Annotated in this window: 19 protein-coding genes; 14 read left to right on the top strand and 5 right to left on the bottom strand. The window is 73.2% G+C overall.

Annotated features, from left to right (window positions below; genetic code table 11):
• Positions 1-118: 118 nt before the first annotated feature.
• A complete protein-coding gene (locus OG711_RS13350; RefSeq protein WP_073784709.1) occupies positions 119-376 on the bottom strand; it encodes a glutaredoxin family protein in 258 nt (85 codons plus the stop codon).
• Positions 377-926: 550 nt separating this feature from the next.
• On the opposite strand from OG711_RS13350, the gene OG711_RS13345 reads away from it, so the two are divergent.
• The 5 genes from OG711_RS13345 (at position 927) to OG711_RS13325 (ending at position 5,062) form a co-directional block, all read left to right on the top strand.
• The gene (locus OG711_RS13345; RefSeq protein ID WP_073784711.1) at positions 927-3,158 is read left to right on the top strand and encodes an ATP-dependent DNA helicase UvrD2; all 2,232 of its coding nucleotides are present in this window, start codon (positions 927-929) and stop codon (positions 3,156-3,158) included.
• Between the two features lie 165 nt (positions 3,159-3,323).
• Entirely contained in the window at positions 3,324-3,656 is a 333-nt protein-coding gene (locus OG711_RS13340; protein ID WP_073784713.1) for a hypothetical protein, read from the top strand.
• Between the two features lie 187 nt (positions 3,657-3,843).
• Positions 3,844-4,212 (top strand): WhiB family transcriptional regulator, encoded by a 369-nt coding sequence (locus OG711_RS13335; protein ID WP_073784715.1) that lies wholly within the window; start codon positions 3,844-3,846, stop codon positions 4,210-4,212.
• Entirely contained in the window at positions 4,209-4,532 is a 324-nt protein-coding gene (locus OG711_RS13330; protein ID WP_073784717.1) for a hypothetical protein, read from the top strand. Before OG711_RS13335 ends, OG711_RS13330 begins: the two co-directional genes overlap by 4 nt.
• Positions 4,533-4,783: 251 nt before the next feature.
• Positions 4,784-5,062, top strand: coding sequence for a hypothetical protein (locus tag OG711_RS13325; protein WP_245876631.1), 279 nt, complete (start codon positions 4,784-4,786; stop codon positions 5,060-5,062).
• A gap of 72 nt (positions 5,063-5,134) precedes the next feature.
• On the opposite strand, the gene OG711_RS13320 is transcribed toward OG711_RS13325, so the two are convergent.
• Positions 5,135-6,592 (bottom strand): ABC1 kinase family protein, encoded by a 1,458-nt coding sequence (locus OG711_RS13320; RefSeq protein ID WP_073784719.1) that lies wholly within the window; start codon positions 6,590-6,592, stop codon positions 5,135-5,137.
• 41 nt (positions 6,593-6,633) lie between these two features.
• The gene (locus OG711_RS13315) at positions 6,634-7,812 is read right to left on the bottom strand and encodes a ThiF family adenylyltransferase (protein WP_329559331.1); all 1,179 of its coding nucleotides are present in this window, start codon (positions 7,810-7,812) and stop codon (positions 6,634-6,636) included.
• Between the two features lie 252 nt (positions 7,813-8,064).
• Here OG711_RS13315 and OG711_RS13310 point away from each other — a divergent pair, with 252 nt between their 5' ends.
• The 9 genes from OG711_RS13310 to OG711_RS13270 all read left to right on the top strand — a co-directional run bounded on the left by OG711_RS13310 (position 8,065) and on the right by OG711_RS13270 (position 19,066).
• Positions 8,065-8,655 (top strand): M48 metallopeptidase family protein, encoded by a 591-nt coding sequence (locus OG711_RS13310; protein WP_073784723.1) that lies wholly within the window; start codon positions 8,065-8,067, stop codon positions 8,653-8,655.
• Positions 8,656-8,877: 222 nt separating this feature from the next.
• Positions 8,878-10,569: a TerD family protein gene (locus tag OG711_RS13305; RefSeq protein ID WP_329559330.1), complete on the top strand. Its 1,692-nt coding sequence runs from the start codon at positions 8,878-8,880 to the stop codon at positions 10,567-10,569.
• Positions 10,570-10,583: 14 nt separating this feature from the next.
• On the top strand, positions 10,584-11,267 hold the full coding sequence (locus OG711_RS13300) for an AIM24 family protein (RefSeq protein ID WP_073785602.1): 684 nt from the start codon (positions 10,584-10,586) through the stop codon (positions 11,265-11,267).
• A gap of 17 nt (positions 11,268-11,284) precedes the next feature.
• Positions 11,285-12,043 carry an AIM24 family protein gene (locus tag OG711_RS13295; protein WP_329559329.1) on the top strand — a complete coding sequence of 253 codons (759 nt, stop codon included), beginning with the start codon at positions 11,285-11,287 and terminating at the stop codon, positions 12,041-12,043.
• Positions 12,044-12,312: 269 nt separating this feature from the next.
• Complete coding sequence (locus OG711_RS13290; protein WP_329559328.1) at positions 12,313-13,554, top strand: lipid II:glycine glycyltransferase FemX; 1,242 nt, start codon at positions 12,313-12,315, stop codon at positions 13,552-13,554.
• Positions 13,555-13,871: 317 nt separating this feature from the next.
• Complete coding sequence (murJ, locus tag OG711_RS13285) at positions 13,872-15,677, top strand: murein biosynthesis integral membrane protein MurJ (protein ID WP_329563790.1); 1,806 nt, start codon at positions 13,872-13,874, stop codon at positions 15,675-15,677.
• 7 nt (positions 15,678-15,684) lie between these two features.
• On the top strand, positions 15,685-16,368 hold the full coding sequence (locus OG711_RS13280; RefSeq protein WP_073784729.1) for a response regulator transcription factor: 684 nt from the start codon (positions 15,685-15,687) through the stop codon (positions 16,366-16,368).
• Between the two features lie 287 nt (positions 16,369-16,655).
• A complete protein-coding gene (locus OG711_RS13275) occupies positions 16,656-18,302 on the top strand; it encodes an ATP-binding protein (protein ID WP_405673387.1) in 1,647 nt (548 codons plus the stop codon).
• Positions 18,299-19,066 (top strand): hypothetical protein, encoded by a 768-nt coding sequence (locus OG711_RS13270; RefSeq protein ID WP_266508064.1) that lies wholly within the window; start codon positions 18,299-18,301, stop codon positions 19,064-19,066. The genes OG711_RS13275 and OG711_RS13270 overlap by 4 nt, the downstream gene beginning before the upstream one ends.
• Before the next feature lie 268 nt (positions 19,067-19,334).
• Here the strand turns inward: OG711_RS13270 and OG711_RS13265 are convergent, their stop codons facing one another.
• Together OG711_RS13265 and OG711_RS13260 are read right to left on the bottom strand one after the other, a co-directional pair.
• Positions 19,335-19,850 (bottom strand): NUDIX hydrolase, encoded by a 516-nt coding sequence (locus tag OG711_RS13265; protein ID WP_266508063.1) that lies wholly within the window; start codon positions 19,848-19,850, stop codon positions 19,335-19,337.
• Positions 19,847-21,346 carry a zinc-dependent metalloprotease gene (locus OG711_RS13260; protein ID WP_266508062.1) on the bottom strand — a complete coding sequence of 500 codons (1,500 nt, stop codon included), beginning with the start codon at positions 21,344-21,346 and terminating at the stop codon, positions 19,847-19,849. Before OG711_RS13260 ends, OG711_RS13265 begins: the two co-directional genes overlap by 4 nt.
• Between the last annotated feature and the right edge of the window lie 15 nt (positions 21,347-21,361).

The raw sequence follows: 21,361 nt of genomic DNA, 5'->3' as shown, positions 1-21,361 counted from the left end.
GGGCGGCGCCCCCGTGACCATCCGGTCACGGGGGCGCCGTACGTACGGGGAGCCGGGTCGTACGTCCTGGAGAGCGCCGCACCACTGGACGGGGGCGCCGCCCGTACGCGGACCCCGGTCAGCTCGCGAGGGCCTGCTTCACCTGGGCGAGACTCGGGTTCGTCATGACCACATCGGCGCCACCGCCGGTGGGCCGAACGATGAGCGTCGGCACCGTCTGATTGCCGCCGTTCGCCTCCTCCACGAACTTCGCCGACTGCGGGTCCTGCTCGATGTTGATCTCGTCGTAGCCGATGCCCTCACGCGTCAACTGGCTCTTCAGCCGCTGGCAGTAGCCGCACCACGTGGTGCTGTACATCGTCACAGTGCCCGGCATGTCTCTCGCGCTCCTTCGTGCCTACGGGACGAGCGGGAATACCTGCTCGCACTCCGTGAACGTACGTGACCGGGCGACCATTCCCGGCACCCGGGTCAGGACCCCGGGCGCAGGCCCGTCCGGGAGCGGGAGCGGTGCGTGGCGCGCGGCGGACCCGTGGACACCTGCGGCGGGACGGCGCGCGGCGGACCCGTGGAAACACCCGTGTCGGGACCGGCGCACGTCGGCCCGTGCCCGGCCGGGGGACCCCGTGCCCGGCCGTCGTCGCACGAGCTCGACCCCGCCGATCGGTGGGACAGCGATTCCGCCGGTCGGGGGAGAACATCCGGCGGGCGGTCACGGACGGCTCCCACCGGACAGCGGGTCCCGCGGATCCGCCCACCAGGCACCGCCGGAGACCCGGCGCGAGCCGCCGGACGGGTCGTCCGGGGGCTCGCGTGAGCGCGTCCGCCCGGTACTCCCCTTCTCTGGAGCGGCATTAATACGACCGCGTGCCCGACCCTGTGGACAACTCGCGCGGTCCGCTCCACGGACCTGGCAGCATGGCGGGGTGACATCAGCAACGCACTCCACACTCTTCCCACGGGAATCAGGCCCCGGCCAGTTCCCGGCGCCGCCGCAGGGCGCGGACTCCGTGCTGGAGGGGCTCGACCCCGAACAGCGCGCGGTCGCGACCTCCCTGCGCGGTCCGGTGTGCGTACTGGCCGGCGCGGGCACCGGCAAGACCAGGGCCATCACCCACCGCATCGCCTACGGGGTGCACGCCGGGGTCCTCCAGCCCGGCAGCGTCCTCGCCGTCACCTTCACCAACCGCGCGGCGGGCGAGATGCGCGGCCGGCTGCGCCAGCTCGGCGTCGCCGGTGTCCAGGCCCGCACCTTCCACTCCGCCGCCCTGCGCCAGCTCCAGTACTTCTGGCCCAAGGCCGTCGGCGGCGGCCTGCCCCGGATCATCGACCGCAAGGTCCAGCTCGTGGCCGAGGCCGCCGCCGCCTGCCGGGTCCGCCTGGACCGGGGCGAGCTGCGTGATGTCACCGCCGAGATCGAGTGGTCCAAGGTCACCCAGACCGTCCCCGCCGACTACGCGGCGGCGGCCCGCGCCGCCGGTCGCGAGACCCCCCGCGACGCCGCCGAGATCAGCCAGCTCTACGGCACCTACGAGGACCTCAAGCGGCACCGCTCCGTCATCGACTTCGAGGACGTCCTGCTGCTCGCCGTCGCGATCCTCCAGGACCGGCACGACATCGCGGAGCAGGTCCGCGGCCAGTACCAGCACTTCGTCGTGGACGAGTACCAGGACGTCAGCCCCCTCCAGCAGCGCCTGCTCGACCTGTGGCTCGGCGAGCGCGACAGCCTCTGTGTCGTCGGGGACGCCAGCCAGACCATCTACTCCTTCACCGGCGCCACCCCCGACCACCTCCTCGACTTCCGCACCCGCCACCCGGGGGCCACCGTCGTCAAGCTCGTCCGCGACTACCGCTCCACCCCCCAGGTGGTGCACCTCGCCAACGGCCTCCTCGCCCAGGCCAGCGGACGCGCCGCCGACCACCGCCTCGAACTGGTCTCCCAGCGCGAGGCCGGTCCCGAACCCCACTACAGCGAGTACACCGACGAGCCCGCCGAGGCCGAGGGCGCCGCCCGCCGTATCCGCGACCTCATCGCCTCCGGGGTCCCCGCCAGCGAGATCGCCGTCCTGTTCCGCACCAACAGCCAGTCCGAGACCTACGAGCAGGCCTTGGCGGACGCGGCGATCCCCTACCAGCTGCGTGGCGCTGAACGCTTCTTCGAGCGGCCCGAGGTCCGCGAGGCGGGCGCGGCCCTGCGCGGCGCCGCCCGCTTCGGGGGCAACGACTCCCTCCTCGACGACGCCGTCGACCTGCCGTCCCAGGTCCGCGCCGTACTGTCCACCAAGGGCTGGACCCCGCAGCCCCCCGCCGGTTCCGGCGTGGTCCGCGAACGCTGGGAATCCCTCGCCGCCCTCGTCCGCCTCGCGGAGGACTTCTCCCGCGCGCGGGACGCCGCCACTCTCGGGGACCTCGTGGCCGAGCTGGACGAACGCGCCGGAGCCCAGCACGCCCCCACCGTCGAAGGCGTCACCCTCGCCTCCCTGCACGCCGCCAAGGGCCTGGAGTGGGACGCCGTCTTCGTCGTCGGGGTCGCCGAGGGCATGATGCCCATCACCTACGCCCGCACCGACGAGCAGATCGAGGAGGAGCGCCGGCTGCTCTACGTCGGGGTCACCCGCGCCCGCCGCCACCTCCATGTCTCCTGGGCGCTGTCCCGCTCGCCCGGCGGCCGGGCGGGCCGCCGCCCCAGCCGCTTCCTCGACGGGCTGCGCCCCGGCTCCACCGGCTCCGCCACCCGGGTCGGCCCCCTCGGCCACGGGGGAGTCGAGCCCGGCAGCGGACGGGCCCCGGCCACCGCCGCCCCCGCCGCCCGGCGCCGGGTGCGTACCCCCGCCCGATGCCGGGTCTGCGGACGCACGCTGACCGACGCGGGCGAGATGAAGCTGATGCGCTGCGACGACTGCCCGTCCGACATGAACGAGGGTCTCTACACCCGCCTGCACGACTGGCGCGCCGCGCAGGCCAAGGAGAGCGGTCAGCCCGAGTTCTGCGTCTTCACCGACCGGACCCTGGTCGCCATCGCCGAGACGGCCCCCCGCGACGAGGGAAGCCTGGCCCGTATCCCGGGCGTCGGGATGCGCAAGGTACGGGGCTTCGGAGCCGATGTCCTGGCCATCTGCGCAGGTGAGGAGGGCGAACCAGGGGTGGGTGACCGCTGAGGCAAACTCGTCGGAAAAATAGTTTGCACATGCCCAGGCAATCACCATAGGTTCTTAAGCACGGCGACGGCAGCTTCTCCGAAGCGCCCGATCCGTGCTGTACTTAATATCCGTCGGACCAGGCTCGTCCAGGTCCCCCAAGACGCCGAGAGGAGGCGATTTCCAGTGATCAGCATCAAGAACAGCAAGTCCGTCAGCACCGTCACCCTGACCGATCACTCGGTCGTCGTCTCCGCATGCCCGTCCGGTTTCTCGAACCTGGGCACCGGTGTGTCCGGCGTCGCCGCTGTCCGCCCCGAGCCTTCCCTGGCCCTCACCGGCCTGGTGATCCGAGAGCGCGGCAGCCGACCGACCGAGGCACTGGAAGCAGAAGCGGCAGCCAAGGCACTGGCCTATGGCTTTGCGGCGACCGGTGCCGGACTCGGCAAGCGTCAGACCAAGCAGCACCACACGATGTGGGCCTTCCGTGGGCTCGAACCCTGGAGCGATCCAGCCTGATCTCGATCAGGTCGGCGCCTCAGGGCCGCGGAATCCCACCCGGGAACCGCGGCCCTTCTGTTTTCCCAAAAACAGAGCGAAGGGGTCTCGGGACAACAGAACAACCCGGTACCAGCCTCCCCAGCCACCGCTGGAGAGACAGCCACCGGCCGACCGGCCGGACCGAAACAACGAGGTAGACACCACCGTGCAACTCGACGCGCACGCTCCGTCAGCTCCGCCCTCGGACACGACCTCCCCGCCCGGCCCCACGAAGGACTCCACCGTGACCCCCCTCACCGCGCTCACCGCGCTCGACGACGCCATCGAGAACCTCGGCGTGCCCGTCCCCTGCCGTTCGTACGACCCGGAGGTCTTCTTCGCGGAGTCCCCGGCCGATGTCGAGTACGCCAAGTCCCTCTGCCGGACCTGCCCGCTGGTCGAGGCCTGTCTCGCCGGGGCCAAGGAGCGGCGTGAGCCGTGGGGCGTCTGGGGCGGCGAGCTGTTCGTCCAGGGTGTCGTCGTCGCCCGGAAGCGGCCCCGTGGCCGTCCGCGCAAGAACCCGGTCTCAGCATGAAAATCCTCGGAACGATCGATCGCCCCTTCACGCACGACCCCCGGAAACAGGCCCCGATGACCTCCACCGACGAACCCACCGGCTTCACCACCACAGACTTCACCACCACGGGCGTGCTCGACGAGTCACGCCGGAACAGGACCCGCGAGATGCAACTCATTCCAGAAGCCATGGCACGCGCGCATATGCGCGAGCGGCTGCGAGAGGCCGAGGCGGCCCGACCGGCCGAGCGGCTGATCACCGCCCGGCGGATGCAGCGGCGCGCCGAGCGCGCGTCGATGCGTGCCCGCCGCGCGCTGGCGCTCGCCGTGATGCAGTAATACGCCGCACGGCCAGGGCCACCACCTCCGCCGGCACTTCGGCGGCCACCGCACCGTGGCCGCCGCCCGGTGCCGACGACAGTTCGAAAGCTCCCGTGGGGGCCGGTCCCGAACGGACCGCCCCCCGCGCCGCGTTACGCTCCCGAGCCCCCGCACCCCGCGACGAGTCCGGGCCCGGCCGGCCTTCGTTCCCGGCCGTCCGCCCCGTGTTGCACACGTCAGGCCACCGGACGCGGCGATATCGTCACCTGGTGGAACGTCAGAACACCGGCAGTCCCCGCAGCACCGACAGCACCGACAACATCGGCCGCAACGACGGCACCGGCCGCGCACTGGCGGAACCCGGTACCCCGGCCCGCTGCGCCCGATGCGGTGCCGAGGCGGGTGCCGAGTCCAGTGCCGGTGCCGAGGGCGTTCCGCTCACCTGGACGTGCTCCGTCGAGAACCGGGTCCACCGCTACTTCTGCGACCGGTGCGCCCGGGAGAACCTCAGAGCGATCGAAGGACGCCTGGACTCTCCCTGGTGGTGAACCCCGGGACACCCGCCCGTCCGGACATCCGCTCGCCGGGACCCGCGTCTGTCGGGACCCGCGCTCGCCGGGTCAGGCCTCCGTGTCCGGCCGGGCCGCCTCCGTGCCGGACGACGGCTTCACGAGATCCGGCCCCGCCGCGTCCCCGACCTCTCCGTTCTCCTCGTACACGTACTCCTCCACGTCCTCCTCGTACTCCACGTACTCCTCCTCGGGGAGGAACCCCGGTACCCAGGACTCCAGTTCCTCGCGGAGGCGGACGGTCGCGCCGAGCTGGCAGAGCACGCCGATCGTGCTGAGCGTCACCCGGTGGATCAGCAGATACGAGGGCGGGAGGTTCAGCCGCTTGGCCAGTTGGTAGGCGGGGGAACGGGGGTCGCCGATGCGGGCCGCCTGGTCACGCATCCACCCCCGGGTGAACGTGAACTCCTCGGCCTGGGCCGGTTCGATGATCGGCAGCAGATAGTCGACCACGGCCTGCGGGTCGAGATCGATCTCCGCCTTGACGAACCCCTCCTCGCACAGCAGGCCGTACACCGCGTCCGCCTCGCCGTCGATGGTCATCCGCAGCGAGTCACCGATGACCTCGGGCAGTCCGCCCGGCAGCCGGTCGACCGTACCGAAGTCCAGGACACCCAGCCGCCATCCGTCACCGTCGGGCAGCAGCCGGAAGTTGCCCGGATGCGGATCGGCGTGCAGCAGACCCGTCCTGGCGGGACCCGAGAACAGGAAGCGCGCCAGCAACTGCCCGGCCCGGTCCCGCTGCTCCGGTGTACCGTCCGTGATCACCTCGGACAGGGGCACCCCGTCGATCCACTCCGTGACGAGCACCTGATCGCACTGATGCACCACCGCGGGCACCAGCACATCGGGATCGTCCAGGAACTCCTCCGCGTGCACCCGCTGCGCCTGGGCCTCCAGGTCGTAGTCCAGCTCCTCCGCGACCCGGTCCCGCAGCTCCGCGATGAGCGGCTTGACGTCCATCCCGGGGACCAGCGGGCCCAGCAGCCGGGCGAACCGGCCCAGTTGGGTCAGATCCGACAGCAGCGCCTCACCCGCGCCCGGGTACTGGACCTTGACCGCGACCTCCCGGCCGTCGTGCCACACGGCCCGGTGCACCTGCCCTATCGACGCGGCGGCCGAGGGCTTGTCCGCGAACTCCGCGAACAGCTCGCGCCAGTCCTCACCCAGCCGTTCCGCCAGCACCGCGTGCACCGTGCGGGTCGGCATCGGGGGCGCGGCGTCCTGGAGTTTGGTCAGAGCCGCCCGGTACGGCCCCGCGATCTCCTCCGGCAGCGCGGACTCGAAGACGGACAGCGCCTGCCCGAACTTCATGGCGCCGCCCTTCAGTTCACCGAGGACCTTGAACAGCTGGTCGGCGGTGCGCTGTTGCAGTTCACGGCCCACGAGCTCCGCGGACTTGCCGCCGATGCGCTTGCCCAGCCCCCAGGTCGCCCGTCCGGCGATGCCGAGCGGCAGAGCGGCCAGCTTGGCCGTCCGGGTGACCGCCTTCCGCGGAAGATCCGACATTCGCCCCTCCAGGTCCCAGCCACCCGTGCCACATGCGGCGGCTACGCAGTCATTGTGTCGTGCGCCGGCGAATCCTCCGAGGGGTGTGCCGTCCCGGTGTGCGCGGGCGCCGCTCCGCACGGGCAGTCGGGATGCGGACGCGACGCCCTGGAGCGCCACTCCAGATACGGCAGCGACGCCTCCCAGCGGGTGCCCGCGCTCGCCGGTACCGCCCCGTCCAGCAGGGCCAGGGCATGTGCGGTGGCCAGCCCGGCGACGGTGGCGGCCAGCCCCAGATCGCAGGACGGGACCTGACGCGGGGTCCCCGAGCGCCACTGCGCGAGCAGCCGGGGCCACGCCGGATCGCGCACCGCCCGGCCCCGCTCGGCACAGCCCGCGCAGGCCGTCAGACCTGGCAGGACCAGCGGGCCGACCACCGCCGTGCCCTCGACCACCCCCGCGTAGAGATGGGGGACACCCGCCATGACCAGGTCGGCCCAGGCGGCCGGATCGGGCGCGTGTACGGCGAGACCGTCCCGTGGCGCGCCGATCACCAGAGCCAGCGGGGGCTCGGGGCCGAGCTCCTCCGCCTCCGGCTCCGCGGCCTCGGACGCGGCCCTCCGGCGGGGGCGGGGCGGACGGCCCGGGGCGGCGCGGCGGGCCACCCGGCGCGCCGAATCCGCCCGCCGCTCACCGACCGCCTCCGGCGGGTGCCCGCCCGGGGCCACCTCCCAGGGCTCGACCCGGCCGCCGTCCAGCACATCGACCCGGCCCACCCCGGCGCCCGCGAGAAGCGCGGCGATCATCGCGCCGGTCCGGCCCGCGCCCCGCACCTGGACCCGGCAGCCGCGGCGGGCCGCGAGCCGCCGCAGCGCCCCGCCCGGCCGCCGCTCGATCACGCTGAGCGTGGCGTGGTCGGAGCGCAGCCGCTCCAGCGCGGGGCCCCGGCGCCGTAACTCCTCGCAGCCCGGCCCGCCGCCCGTCGAGGTGTCGAGGAGGCCCGCGGCGGCCAGGCGCTCGATGAATGTGTCGGCCCTGCCTTCGGGCAGACCGATCCGGCGGGCCTCATGGCGCAGCAGCTCCCGGCCGCGGGTGCCGTCGAGCAGGGTCAGGAAGGCGGCCGTCGCGCTGCTGACCGGGCCGAGCACGACGGCGTGCGCCTCGGCCACGCCGAACTGCACGGTGTCCAGATCGCGCCAGCCGCGCCGCAGCGCGGGCTTCAGCAGTGGGTGGGTCGGCATGGGCGGGCTCCTCGGGACGGACGGGTGACCGGCTCGGGCCGCCGGGCCCGGCGGTGCGGACCCCCGTCCCCCACCGGCGGGCCCCGGCGCGGCCCGACTCCTTCGATGATCCGCGCCTGCGGCGCGCCGTGCGGAAAGTTGTCCACAGGCCCCGGCTTTCTTCATACCGGTGCGCCTCCGGGTGGGCGGATCGATGCGGGGACGCGGGGCGGGGTCGGGACTTCTCCCCGGCCCAGCGGGTACCGTCAAAGCGTGTCCGCCGACCCACGCGCCGCGAGCCCGCCGCGCAGCACGACGAGTCCGCCGCCCGGCGGCTCACGGGCGAGCGCGGTCGAGGTGCGCAGGAGCGCGCGGCGGCGCCGGACGGTCTCCGCGTACCGGGAGGGCGACCGGACGGTCGTGCTGATCCCCGCCCGGATGTCCGAGGCGGAGGAGCAGCGCTGGGTCGGGGTGATGCTCGACAAGCTCGCCGCCCAGGAGAGCAAGCGGCTGCTGGGCGACACGGAGCTGGCCGAGCGGGCGCGGCGTCTGTCGGCGCAGTACTTCGACGGGCGTGCGCTGCCGCTGACCGTGCGCTGGGTCACCAACCAGAACACCCGCTGGGGGTCGTGCACCCCCTCGGAGGGGAGCATCCGCCTCTCGCACCGGCTCCAGGGGATGCCCGAGTACGTCGTCGACTACGTCCTGCTGCACGAGCTCGCCCATCTGCTGGTGCCGGGGCACGGGCCGGACTTCTGGCGGCTGCTGGAGGCGTACCCGAGGACGGAGCGGGCCCGCGGCTATCTCGAAGGGGTCGTGGCCGCCGAACGGCTGCCGTTCCGCCCACCGGCCACGGACACCTAGCGGGAGCCGTTCGGTCCACCGGCCTCGCCACCCGCGGTGGGCAGCCGTAGGGGCCGGGAGGCCGTACGGACCGTGGCGTCGGCGCGGCCACAGGTCGCATGGGTCACACAGGTCGCACAGGAAGACTTGTGTACCGGGTCTGTACCGACATCGTCGGATGTCGGTGCTTGCGGTTAGCCTGTCGCGACGTGCTCGTGTCGGGATGGGGGACGGTCGTTACGCATGGCGAGGGAATTTCAGCGGGGCCACAAGGCCAGGATCAGTGATCTCACCGCAGGGACGGATCTGTACATAGGTGTACAGATCGCCGGTCCCGGGTTGAGTTTCGACATCAGTTGCTTCGGGCTGGACGCGGCCGACCAGTTGTCGGACGACCAGTACTTCATCTTCTTCAACCAGCCGAAGAGTCCGGAGGAGGCCATTCAGCTCCTCGGGGCCCAGGCCGGGGACACCGAGTCCTTCCGGGTCACGCTGGAGAAGATCCCGGCGGCCGTCCAGCGGCTGACGTTCACCGCCACCATCGACGGTGACGGCCAGATGTCCCAGGTCGCGCCCGGGTACCTCCGGATCGTCGCGGGTGGCGAGGAGGTCGCCCGGTACGCGTTCGACGGCTCGGAGTTCACGACCGAGCGCGCCGTGATGCTCGGCGATCTGTACCTCAAGGACGTCTGGCGGTTCGCCGCCGTCGGCCAGGGGTTCGACGGCGGGCTGGAGGCGCTGCTGAGGAACTTCGGCGGTGAGGTCGCCGCGGAGGAGGAGCCCGCGGCCCCGGAGCCCGTGCCCGGTTTCGCGCCCCCCGCGCAGGCCGCGCCCGGCTTCGCGCCGCCCGCCCAGGCCACCGCGCCCCCGGCCTTCGCCGCGCCCCCCGCGCCCGCGCAGGCACCCCCGTCCGCGCCCCCGCCGCCCGGCTACGGCCAGCAGCCCGGCGCACCGACCCCACCGCCGGGGTACGGACAGCCCACCCCGCCGCCCGGCTACGGCCAGGCCCCACCCACTCCACCGCCGGGATACGGTCAGCAGCCCGGTACACCCACCCCGCCGCAGGGCTACGCGCAGCCCGGCTACGGCCAGCAGGCACCGGCTCCCGGGGTACCGGTTCCCGGCGTACCGGCTCCCGGGGTGCCGGGTCAGCAGGGCGGTGCCGCGCCCTTCGGACAGCCGCAGGCACCCGCGCAGCCACAGGTCCCCGCGCAGCCGCAGCACACCGGCCCGGCGCCGTTCCCCGGCCAGGGCACCCCGCAGGCTCCCGTCGTCGCCGGGCTCGCCGCCGGGCTCCAGCGGTTCAACGAGCTGGCGACCGGTCAGCGATGGACCCTCCAGAGCGAGAAGCTCGCGCGCGTGGACCTCGGCACCGGGGGCGGCCCCGTGCTCGCGCGGCAGGGCAGCATGGTCCTCTACCAGGGCAAGGTCGACTTCAGCCACAAGAGCGCCGGGTTCGCCGGACGCGTCGTCGGCGGGGGGACCGGCCAGGAGATGCAGCTCATGCGCTGCACCGGCAAGGGGCAGGTCTTCCTCGCCGAGGAGGCCTCCCATCTGCACACCATCGAGCTCCAGGGCGACGGCGTCTGCGTCTCCGCGGAGAACGTCATGGCCTTCGACGAGTCCCTTCAGTACGAGGTACGCCGTATCGAGGGACACGGCATCCCCGGCGGCGCGCTGTTCACCATGCAGTTCCAGGGCACCGGGACCCTCGTCGTCAAGACGCACGGCGTACCGGTCGTCATGCCGGTCACCCAGAGCACCTTCGCCGACTGCAACGCGCTCGTCGCCTGGTCGTCGGGGGCCCAGGTGATCGTCACCAGTCAGGTCCGGCTGCGGTCGAACCGCTCGGCGGGCTCCACCGGTGAGGGCGTGAACCTCCAGTTCCGGGGAGCCCCCGGCAACTTCATCGTCGTCCAGCCCTACGAGGTCTGAGGGAGCCCGTCATGATGAACCAGCCATTCCCGGGCCAGGTCCCGGCCGCCCCCGTGGGCGTCCGTATGGAGAACCACGGCAAGCACATGGTGAAGGTCGCTCTCCGGAGCGGACAGGACCTCTACGCGCGCGCGGGTTCCATGATCGCGTACGACGGATACGTCCAGTACGACGGCAGCCCGCCCGCGCTGCGCCAGCAGGCGCGTGAGTGGACGACCGGTGAGGGCGCCCCGCTGATGCGGTGCTTCGGTGACGGTCTGCTGTACCTCGCCGACTACGGTGCCGATGTCGTCGTCCTCGACCTCGGCGGCGAGGCGATCTCCGTGAACGGCTCCAACCTCCTCGCGTTCGACGCCCATCTCCAGTGGGGCGTCGAGAAGGTCAAGGGCCTCACCCGGCTCGCCGGTCAGGGCCTGTGGAACGTCCAGGTCGGCGGTCAGGGCTGGGTCGCCCTGACCTCCCGCGGCACCCCGATCGTCGTGGAGTGCGGCAAGGGCGAGGACGAGACGTATGTCGACCCGGACGCCCTGCTCGCCTGGTCCCCGAACCTCAAGGTCAAGGGGAAGCGCACCCTCAAGGCGGGCGCGCTCGTCGGCCGGGGCAGCGGCGAGGCGTTCCAGATGGCGTTCTCCGGGCAGGGCATCGTCGTCGTGCAGCCCAGCGAGGACAGTACCGACCGGCTCCGGGTCCGGGGCTGAGGGGGAGCGAACACACCATGCAGAGCCCGCTTTTCGCCCATGCCGACAACCAGGTCCAGGAGCGCTACTCCCTCCAGAACCCGCAGCTGCTGCGGGTGGCCCTCCAGGGCCGTGAGGACGTGCTCGCCCGCAAGGGCTCGATGGTCGCCTACCAGGGCATGATCGAGTTCGACGCCGAGTACCAGAGCTCCAACGAACGCCGTAACCGCCGCAGCACCGGCGAGGGACTCGACCTGATGCGCTGCCACGGTCAGGGCACGCTCTATCTGGCGAACCTCGCGCAGTACATCCATCTCGTCGACGTCGATCAGGACGGGCTCACGGTCGACAGCGGCTATGTGCTCGCCCTCGACTCCTCGCTCAACGTGCAGGTCGTCGCCGTCGACAGCCAGTACGGCATCTCCGGCACCGGCAAGTACCAGCTCACCATCACCGGCCGCGGCAAGGTCGCGCTGATGACCTCCGGTGAGCCGCTGATGCTGCGGGTGGGCCAGGCCAGCACCTCGGTGAACGTCGACTCCGACGCGATCGTGGCGTGGTCCGCCGGGCTCCGGGTGCAGATGCAGGCCCAGACCCAGTCGTCGTCCGCGCTGCGCCGCCGGGGCAACACCGGGGAGGGCTGGGAACTGGGCTTCCAGGGCGAGGGCTATGTGCTGGTCCAGCCCAGCGAACTGCTGCCCCCGCAGAACGCGCGGACCGGCGGGGGAGTGGCCGCCCAGTACGGCATGGGCGGACGCGGGGCGCACGGCCAGAACCGCGACAACGCCTGGAACTGACACGCCTGGAACTGACACGCCTGGAACTGACACGCCTGGAACCGACACGCCGGGAACCGACACGCCTGGGACCGGCGGCGCCGGGCGCTCCCGACGCCTGGAACCGACAGCGCCGGAAGCCGGTCCCGGCCTGGAGCCGACCACTGCGGCAACGGTCATCGTCCCGTCACACACACCGCTCGGGGCGGTCACGCACGACTGTGAGCATCCTGCCGTCCCCGGGAAACGCCGGGGCCGGAAGAGAGGCCCACACAGTGTCAGCGCTCGTCATGACGCCCGGTCGGGACACCCCTTTCCCCGGCATCCTGGACCCCGGTCACGGCCGGGCCGGCGGTGGTTCCCGGCCGGACATCCGGCTGGAGCCGATCGGTCCTGAGACGTACCGTGCCTTCCTCGCCTCCCGCACGGGCTCCGCGCTGGGCGCCGGTTTCCTCCAGTGCCCCTCCTGGGCGCACGTCAAGGACGCCTGGCGCCCGCTGCTGCTCGGCTGGGGTCCGAACCCCTCCGCCGGACAGCTGCACGGGGTCGCGCTGGCGCTGCTGCGGCAGTTCCCCGGGACCCGCAAGTACTTCGCGTATCTGCCGGAAGGGCCCGTTGCCGACTGGTCCGACCCCGGTGTCGACGCCTGGCTCGACCCCCTCCTCGGCTCGCTCCGGCAGGCGGGCGCCTTCGCGGTGCGGATCGGCCCCTCCCCCGCGTACCGCCGCTGGAGCGCGGCCACGCTCAAGGCCCGCACCGGACCCGGCGCACGCGTCACCGATGTCCTCGACTGCGAGGTCGACCCGCTGGGCACGGCCGTCGCCGAACGGCTCCGGGCCCGGGGCTGGCACCGCTGCGGCGATCACAAGGCCGGCGGTGGCGGCGCCGTGGGCGGCGACGGCGACGCCCAGCCGCGCCATGTCTTCCGCGTCCCGCTCGCCGGACGCACCCCCGACGAACTGTGGGCGGGCCTCAACCAGGAGTGGCGGCGCAACGTCCGCCGCGCCCAGAAGTCCGGGGTCGAGGTCGTCGTCGGCAGCGCCGCTGATCTCCCCGAGTTCTACCAGCTGCTCTGTCTGACCGAGCGCCGCGACGGCTTCCGTCTCGGCCGGGACCTCGGCTACTACGAGCGGCAGTACGCGGCCCTCAACGCCGAGGAATCCGGCCGGATGAGGCTGTACCTGGCCCGGCACCAGGGCGAGATCCTGGCCGCGCACACCATGGTCACCGTCGGCCGCAGGGTCTGGTACCAGACCGGCGCCTCCGCCGACCACCGGCGCGAGGTCCGCCCCTCGAACGCGCTCCAGTGGGCGATGCTCCTCGACGCCCACGCCCTCGGCGCGGAGGTGTACGACATGCGCGGCGTGCCCGCGACCCTCGACCCGGCGGACCGCTCGTACGGACTGCTGCGCTGGAAGCTCGGCACGGGCGGCGAGGCCGTCGAGACGCTGGGGGAGTGGGAACGGCCGCTGCCCGGCACCACCAACCACACCCTGTACCGCGCCTTCCAGACGTATCTGGCCCGCCGGTGACCGACCTGACCACCGTCGGCGACGGCCGTCCGGCGGGAGCCCCGGCCGGTGCCGCGCCCGCCAATGGACAGGGCCGCGCGGCCCGTCGTGGCCCGGTCCCGGACGGCGGACGCCGCGCCGACCGGGGGAGCGGCCGCCGGGAGGATCGGCGGCCGCTCCCTGAACCCGGGCCCGCCACCGACGGCTCCGCCGACGGCCCCACCAGCGGCTTCACCGAAGACACCTACGTCACCCACGGCACCCACGGCACCCACCACCACGAAGGCACCCACGGCACCCACGGCAACCCCGACCGCCCCGAAGGCTCCGGCGACCGCATGGACGGCCGCCCGGACGGCCGTCCGGTCACCGGTCCCGTCCCCAGCCCCGTACCCCGTCCCGTCACCCGCGCGGGCGCCCGCCGGGACCGCCGGGCCACGCCCTCCGTCGCCCGCAGCGGGGCGATCATGGCCGCCGGGTCCGTGGTCTCCCGGGCCACCGGCTTCGTCCGTTCCGCCGTCGTCGCGGCGGCGCTCGGCGTCGGACTCGCCGCCGACGGGTACGCCGTCGCCAACGCCGTCCCCGTGATCGTCTACACGCTGCTGATCGGCGGCGCCCTCAACGCCGTCTTCGTCCCCGAACTCGTCCGCGCCGCCAAGGAGCACGCCGACGGCGGGGCCGCCTGGACGGACCGGCTGCTCACCGTCTGCGTCACCGCTCTCCTCGTGCTCACCGCCGGTGCCGTGTGGGCGGCGCCGGTGATCGTCGAGGCGTACACCGGCTACACCGGGGAACAGGCCGGTCTCACCGTCGCCTTCGCCCGCTACTGCCTGCCGCAGATCCTGTTCCTCGGGGTGTTCACCCTGCTCGGGCAGGTCCTCAACGCGCGCGGCCGGTTCGGCGCCATGATGTGGACGCCCGTCCTCAACAACCTCGTCGTCATCGCCGTGTTCGGGCTCTACCTCGTCACCGGCGACGGCGGCACCCTCACCGGCGCGGAGACCGCGCTCCTCGGCTGGGGCACCACCGCGGGCATCGCCCTCCAGGCCCTGGCCCTGGTGCCCGCCCTGCGCGGCGCCCGGTTCCGCTGGCGGCCCCGCTTCGACTGGCGCGGCGGCGGGCTGATGAGGCCACTGCGCTCGGCGGGCTGGCTGGTGCTGCTGGTCCTCACCAACCAGGCCGCCTACTGGGTGGTCACCCGGCTCGCCACCGCCGCCGGGGAGCGCGCCGCCGCGCTCGGCACCGACGGCGGCGTCGGCTTCAGCGCCTACAACAACGCCTATCTGCTCTGGGCCGTCCCGCACGGCATCGTCACGGTGTCCCTGGTCACGGCCCTGATGCCGAGGATGAGCCGGGCCGCCGCCGACGGCGACCCCGACGCCGTACGCCGCGATGTGTCCTCCGCGCTGCGCAACTCCGCCGCCGCGATCGTCCCCGCCGCGTGCGCCCTGTTCGCGCTCGCGCACCCGCTGATGACGGTCGTCTTCCAGTACGGCAGGACCGACGCCGACGACACCGCCGAGATGGCGGCCACCCTGATGGCGTTCGCCCCCGGGCTCGTCGCCTTCTCCGGACAGTACGTCCTGGCCCGCGCCTTCTACGCGCTGTCCGACACCCGCACCCCGTTCCTCCTCAACCTGGTGATCTCGGGTCTGCACGCGGGCCTTTCGGTCACCGCGTACACCCTGCTGCCCGCCCGGGACGCCGTGACCGGGATGGCGGGCGGTTACTCCGTCGCCCTGCTCATCGGCTGGGCGCTCACCGCGTACGTCCTGCGCCGCAGGCTCGGCCCCCGCCGCCGCAGCAGACGCGCGGGCCGGTCCACCGGTACGGGCGGCCGCCACCGTACCGGCGCCGGTACGCGCACCCGGCCCGCCGCCCTGTGGCGCTCACCCGCGCTGTGGGCGCACGCCCGGCTGCTGGCCGCCGCCGTGCCCGCCGCCGCCCTCGGGCAGCTCACCGCCGACCGGCTCGCCCCGCTCGGCCCCCTGACCGCCGGACTCGCGGGCGGCGCCGTGATCGCCCTGGTCTTCGCGATACTGGCCCGGCCCCTGCGTCTCACCGAACTCGACACCCTGCTCGGCAAGGTCACCGCACGCCTCTCCCGGCGCCGCCGACCACGCCGGTCACCACCCTTGGGATAATCCGCAAATGCCACGCGTGCTGCTCATAGAAGACGACCCCTCCGTCCGCGAAGGGGTCGAACTCGGGCTGCGCCGCCGCGGCCACGAGGTGCGTACGGCCGCCACCGGTGAGGCCGGGCTCGCCGCCCTCGCGGAGTTCCAGCCCGATCTGCTCCTGCTGGACCTGATGCTGCCCGGGGTCAACGGCGTCGAGGTGTGCCGCCGGGTCAGGGAGGACAGCCAGCTCCCGATCATCATGCTCACCGCCCGGGGTGACGACTTCGACGTCGTCATCGGACTGGAGGCGGGCGCCGACGACTACATCGTCAAACCCGCCCGTACCGAGGTCATCGAAGCCCGTATCCGCGCCGTGCTGCGACGGATGGAGGCACCCGGCGGCCAGCGGCCCGCCGTCGAACAGCACGGCGGACTCACCCTCGACCGCGCCGGACTCACCGTCACCAAGGACGGTCTGCGCCTCGACCTCGCCCCCTCCGAACTGCGGCTGCTGCTGCATCTCAGCGCCGCTCCCGAGCAGGTCTTCAGCCGTCAGCAGCTCCTCGAACACGTCTGGGAGCACAGCTACCACGGTGACGCCCGGCTGGTCGACGCCTGTGTACGGCGGCTGCGCAACAAGATCGAGGACGTCCCCGGCACCCCCCGCTACATCCAGACCCTGCGCGGCTTCGGCTACCGCTTCGGCCCCCTGTGACCGCCCCCGCCCCGGACGGCCCCGCCCTGTACTCCGCCCCGGGCCCCGGCCCCGCCGCCGCCCGCCCCTCCGCCCCGGCCCCGTACTCCGGCGCGAACCCGTATCCCGGTGCGGCCCCGCATCCCGGCGCAGCTCCGTACCCCGGCACCGACCGGGACCCGGCACCGGGCCGCACCTCCCGCTTCCGCCGCCGACGTGAGCCCCGCGAGGGCGGTGAGGCCGGTGAGGCCGGTACGCCTGGTGCGTCTGGCGAGACCCGCGAGGCAGGTACGCGCGGTACACCTGGGGTGCCTGCCGAGTCCCGTACGCCCCACGAGTCCCGTACGCCCCGGGGTCCCCGTAGAACGAGTGGGTCCCAGGAGACCACCGAGTTCCGACCCGAACGGCGCCGCCGGATCGTCCCCTTCGGGCTGCGCACCCGGCTGATCCTCGCGTTCCTGCTGGTCGCCGCGGTCAGCGCGGGCACCACCGCGACCCTCACCTACCGCGAGGCCCGCAACTCCGTCGTCAGCGCCGCCCAGGACACCGCCGTCGCCTCCTTCCGCGACGAGGTCGAACAGATGGGGAGCACCTCCCTGCCGGTGCTCCCCGACAGGCTGAAGGAGGATCTCCAGAGGATCGCCCGCAAGGGCAAACCCCGCCCCTGGTACGTCTACGCCGAGTACGGCACCCTGCGGATCTCCTCCGGAACCAACCCGGAGTCCTCGGTCATCACCCCGGAACTGCGGCGCGCCACCAACAGCCGGGGACGGCTCCACGGCAGCTTCGAACGGGTCGTCAAGGACGGGGTCCCGTACCTCACCATCGGTATGCCCGTCGTCTTCCGCGCGGGCGGCGCCGGGGTGCTGCCCACCGGACTCGCCCTGTACGCCGTGATGCCGATGACCGAGGAACAGACCCAGACGGAGGCCCTGGTCAGCGCCGCCCGGGCCGGGGCGATGCCCGGCCTCGTCATCGCCCTGCTGCCGGCCCTGCTCGCCGCCAGCAGCGTGCTGCGTCCGGTCCGCGGACTGCGGCGCGCCGCCCGCAACATGGGCAGCGGTAAGCTCGACACCCGTATCCCGGTCCGTGGCCGGGACGAACTCGCCGATCTCGCGCGCACGTTCAACGAGTCCGCCGGGGAGCTGGAACGGTCGGTGACCGAACTCCGGCGCGCCGAGGAACGCGCCCGCCGGTTCGCCTCCGACGTCTCCCATGAGCTGCGGACCCCGCTCGCCGGGATGCTCGCCGTCACCGAGGTGCTGGACGAGGACGCCGAGCGGCTGCCGCCCGACACCGCGCGGGCGGTCCGGCTGATCAGCGCCGAGACCGGCAAGCTCGCCGTACTCATCGAGGACCTGATGGAGATCTCCCGCTTCGACGCCCGCGCCGCCGAACTCCACACCGACGAGATCGACGTCGCCGAGACCATCCGCCGCACCCTCCAGAACCGGCACTGGACGGGTGGGCACCCAGAGCAGGTCCGCACCGATCTGCCCGACGGCATCCGCGCCCGGCTGGACCCGCGCCGTTTCGACGTCGTCGTCGCCAATCTCGTCGGCAACGCCCTGCGCCACGGCGCCGCCCCCGTCACCGTCCGGCTGCGCCGGGCGACCGCCGTGGACGGTACCCCGCTGGTGGTCACGGAGGTCACCGACAGCGGCCCGGGTATCCGTCCCGATGTGCTGCCGCACATCTTCGACCGCTTCTACAAGGCGGACGCGGCCCGCACCCGCTCGGTGGGCAGCGGTCTGGGACTGGCGATCACCCTGGAGAACGTCCATCTGCACGGCGGCACCATCCGCGCGGCCAACCGCCAGGACGTCCCCCACGTCCCCCACGACCCGTACGGTTTCCCGGAGCCGTACGCGGCCGGGAGCACGGGGGCCGTGTTCACCGTGGAGATACCCCTGGACGCGGAGACACCGCCGGACCCGATGGAGGACCTGGCATGACCGGCGGGGGGAGGACCGTCCGCTCCGCCCGGGCCGACGCGGCACCGAACCGGGCGGGCGTACTGGCCCTGGCGATGGCGCTCGGCGCGGTACCGCTGGCGGGATGCGGCGTCCAGTCCACCGATGTCATCGAGGCCGGGAGGCCCCCGACCCTCTATGTGCCCTCGGGGTACGAGAACTGGATGCTGCTCTTCTTCCGCGCCCCGGACGGCCGGCTGCTGCCCGTGGCGCGGAGCAGGACGGGCGTCGCGGGCGACCAGTCCCCGCCCCCGTACTCGCCCAAGGCACTGGGCGCCCTCTTCATGGGACCCCAGCCCGAGGACCGCGACCTCGGGCTGAGCACCGCGTTGCCCAAGGTGACAGGCTGGGCCCAGAGCGGTCCGGCGCAGGAGCCGACCGAGGGCGACGGCGCGAACACGCGGTCGAAGGCCGACACCACCGAGGTGTTCCTGTCGGTGAGGCTGAGCGCCCTCGACGACACGGCCGTCCAGCAGGTGATCTGCACCGTCGCGTACGCGGACAGCATCGACGGCTCGCGGCGGGTGGCGCTGCGGGGCACGGACGCCGTGATGGAGCCCGCGGGCTGCGGGGTCGACGTCAACTGGGACGACGTCCCCAGGCCCGAGAGCTCGGCGCGGCCCAAGGAGGAACTGATGCCGCCACCGGAGACGGCGACGCCTTCGACCTCGCCACCGGCCCCCACGGACCGCGACTGGACGCAGGCATCCCCGGGCCCGACACCCACGTTACCGACCGGCCCCTGACCCCGGGCCGCCCCGGCGCGCCCACCGGCCCTTGCCCCGGCGGCCTGGAGGATCCCTTGCCCCGGCGACCCCGGAGAGCCCCTGCCCCGGGCCGGCCCGAGGAGCTCCCGACCGGACACCCGCACCCCGGCCCGGCCCCACGCGCCCGCGCTCCGGCCTCCCCCGCTCAGGCACCCCCGCGGTGGGGGCCCAGGGTGACGCCGGCCCGTGTCACAGCAGGCCCCGGGCGACGCCCTCCGGTCACAGAAGAGCGCAGGATGCCGTCCCGTCACAGCAGGGCCCGGGTGCCCTCCATCAGCCGGACGACCGACTCGTCGGCGACCTTCGCCACCTCGTCGTAGCCGAACCAGCGCAGATCGAGCGACTCGTCGCTGATCGACTCGACGGCTCCGGCGGGGGCGATCGCCGCGTACTGCACATCGAGGTGCCACGCACACGGCGTGGCATGCCGGTCCAGCCGCACCGGGCCGCCGCGCAGCAGCCGCAGCCCCTCGACCCCGGACTCCTCGGCGGCCTCGCGCAGCGCCGCGTCCGCGAGGGTGGCGTCGGACGGCTCGCAGTGGCCGCCCATCTGGAGCCACTTGTGGATCTTGCCGTGCAGGGTCAGCAGCACCCGGTCCCGCTCCGGGTCCACGACCAGCGCACTGGCCGTGACATGGCCGTCCCCGCAGGACTTCCATACCCCGTCGGGGTGTGCCGACAGATGCGCGAGATACAGCTCACGCAGCTCGTCCTGGTCGCCGTACCCGGAGAGGACGGCGACCGCGTCGTCGTGCAGGCTCACTTGCTGTCGTCACCGTCCTCGTCGGTGGACGTGCCGTCGGCGCTGTCGGGGGTGTCCGCACCGGAGCCGCCGGAGCCGCCGGAATCGCTCCCGGGGCGCTTGGTCAGGTCCGGGCCCTTCCCGCTCGCGGCGTCGCCGAGGAGCTTGTCCAGCTCGGAGAAGTCCAGGTGCTCGCGGTGCACGAAGCCGTCCGGATCGTCCAGGTCGGAGGCGGTCGGCAGCATGTCGGGGTGGGCCCACAGCCCGTCCCGGCCGTCCACCCCGCGCGCGTCGGTGAGCGACGCCCACAGCCGCGAGGCGTCCCGCAGCCGGCGCGGACGCAGCTCCAGACCGATCAGCGTGGCGAACGTCTGCTCCGCCGGACCGCCCGAGGCGCGGCGGCGGCGCAGGGTCTCCCGCAGCGCGTCCGCCGAGGACAGCCGGGGCTTGGCCGCCTCGTGGACCACGGCGTCGACCCAGCCCTCGACCAGCGCGAGAGCCGTCTCCAGCCGGGCCAGGGCGGTCTTCTGCTCGGGGGTGTCCTCGGGCTGGAACATGCCCTGCTGAAGGGCCTCCTGCAACTGCTCCGGATTCGACGGGTCGAGCTGGCCGACCGCGTCCTCCAGCTTCGCGGTGTCGACCTTGATCCCGCGCGCGTAGCCCTCGACCGCGCCGAACAGATGCGAGCGCAGCCACGGCACATGCGCGAAGAGCCGCTGGTGGGCGGCCTCCCGCAGGGCGAGATACAGCCGCACCTCCTCCTCGGGGACGCTGAGGTCCTTGCCGAAGGCCGCGACGTTCAACGGGAGCAGCGCGGCCTTGCCCGCCGGGCCGAGGGGGAGCCCGATGTCGGTGGAACCGACCACCTCACCCGCGAGGACACCCACGGCCTGCCCGATCTGGGTGCCGAACATGGCGCCGCCCATCGAGCGCATCATGCCGATCAGCGGGCCCGCCATGGCCTGCATCTCCTCGGGCAGCACCTGGCCCATGGCCGCGCCGACCCGCTCCGCCACCGGGTCCACCAGCTCCTGCCAGACCGGCAGGGTCGCCTCGACCCACTCGGCGCGGCTCCACGCCACGGCCGAGCCGGAACCGGACGGCAGCGAGGTCACCCCGTCCAGCCAGAGATCGGCCAGCCGGACCGTCTCCTCGACCCAGGCCCGGTCCGCGGGGCCCACGCTGGCGTCCTTCGTGCCGTCGGAGGTGCCCTGGGAGACCGCCTGGCGGGCGATCTGCTTGGCCATGTCCCAGTTCACCGGGCCGCCCTCGTACGAGAGCATCTGGCCGAGCTGCTGGAAGGCCGCGCCCAGGTCGTTCGGGTTCATCGACCCGAACATCGCGGCGAACGGATTGTCGCCCCCGCCGGGCCCTGGCGGCCCGCCGAAACCGGGCAGCCCGAAACCGAACGGCGTGGCAGGTCCCTGACCACCACCGCTCTGGTCCTTCTTCTTGCCCTCGTCGCCGTTCTCCGGCTCCTCCGGCGGAAGGCCGAATCCGAATGGGGTGTCACTCACGGGATTCCTCGGCTC

Source organism: Streptomyces uncialis (assembly GCF_036250755.1).
Lineage (GTDB): Bacteria > Actinomycetota > Actinomycetes > Streptomycetales > Streptomycetaceae > Streptomyces > Streptomyces uncialis.
The sequence above is the reverse complement of the archived record's forward strand: the minus strand, read 5'-3'. Positions and strand labels throughout refer to the sequence as shown.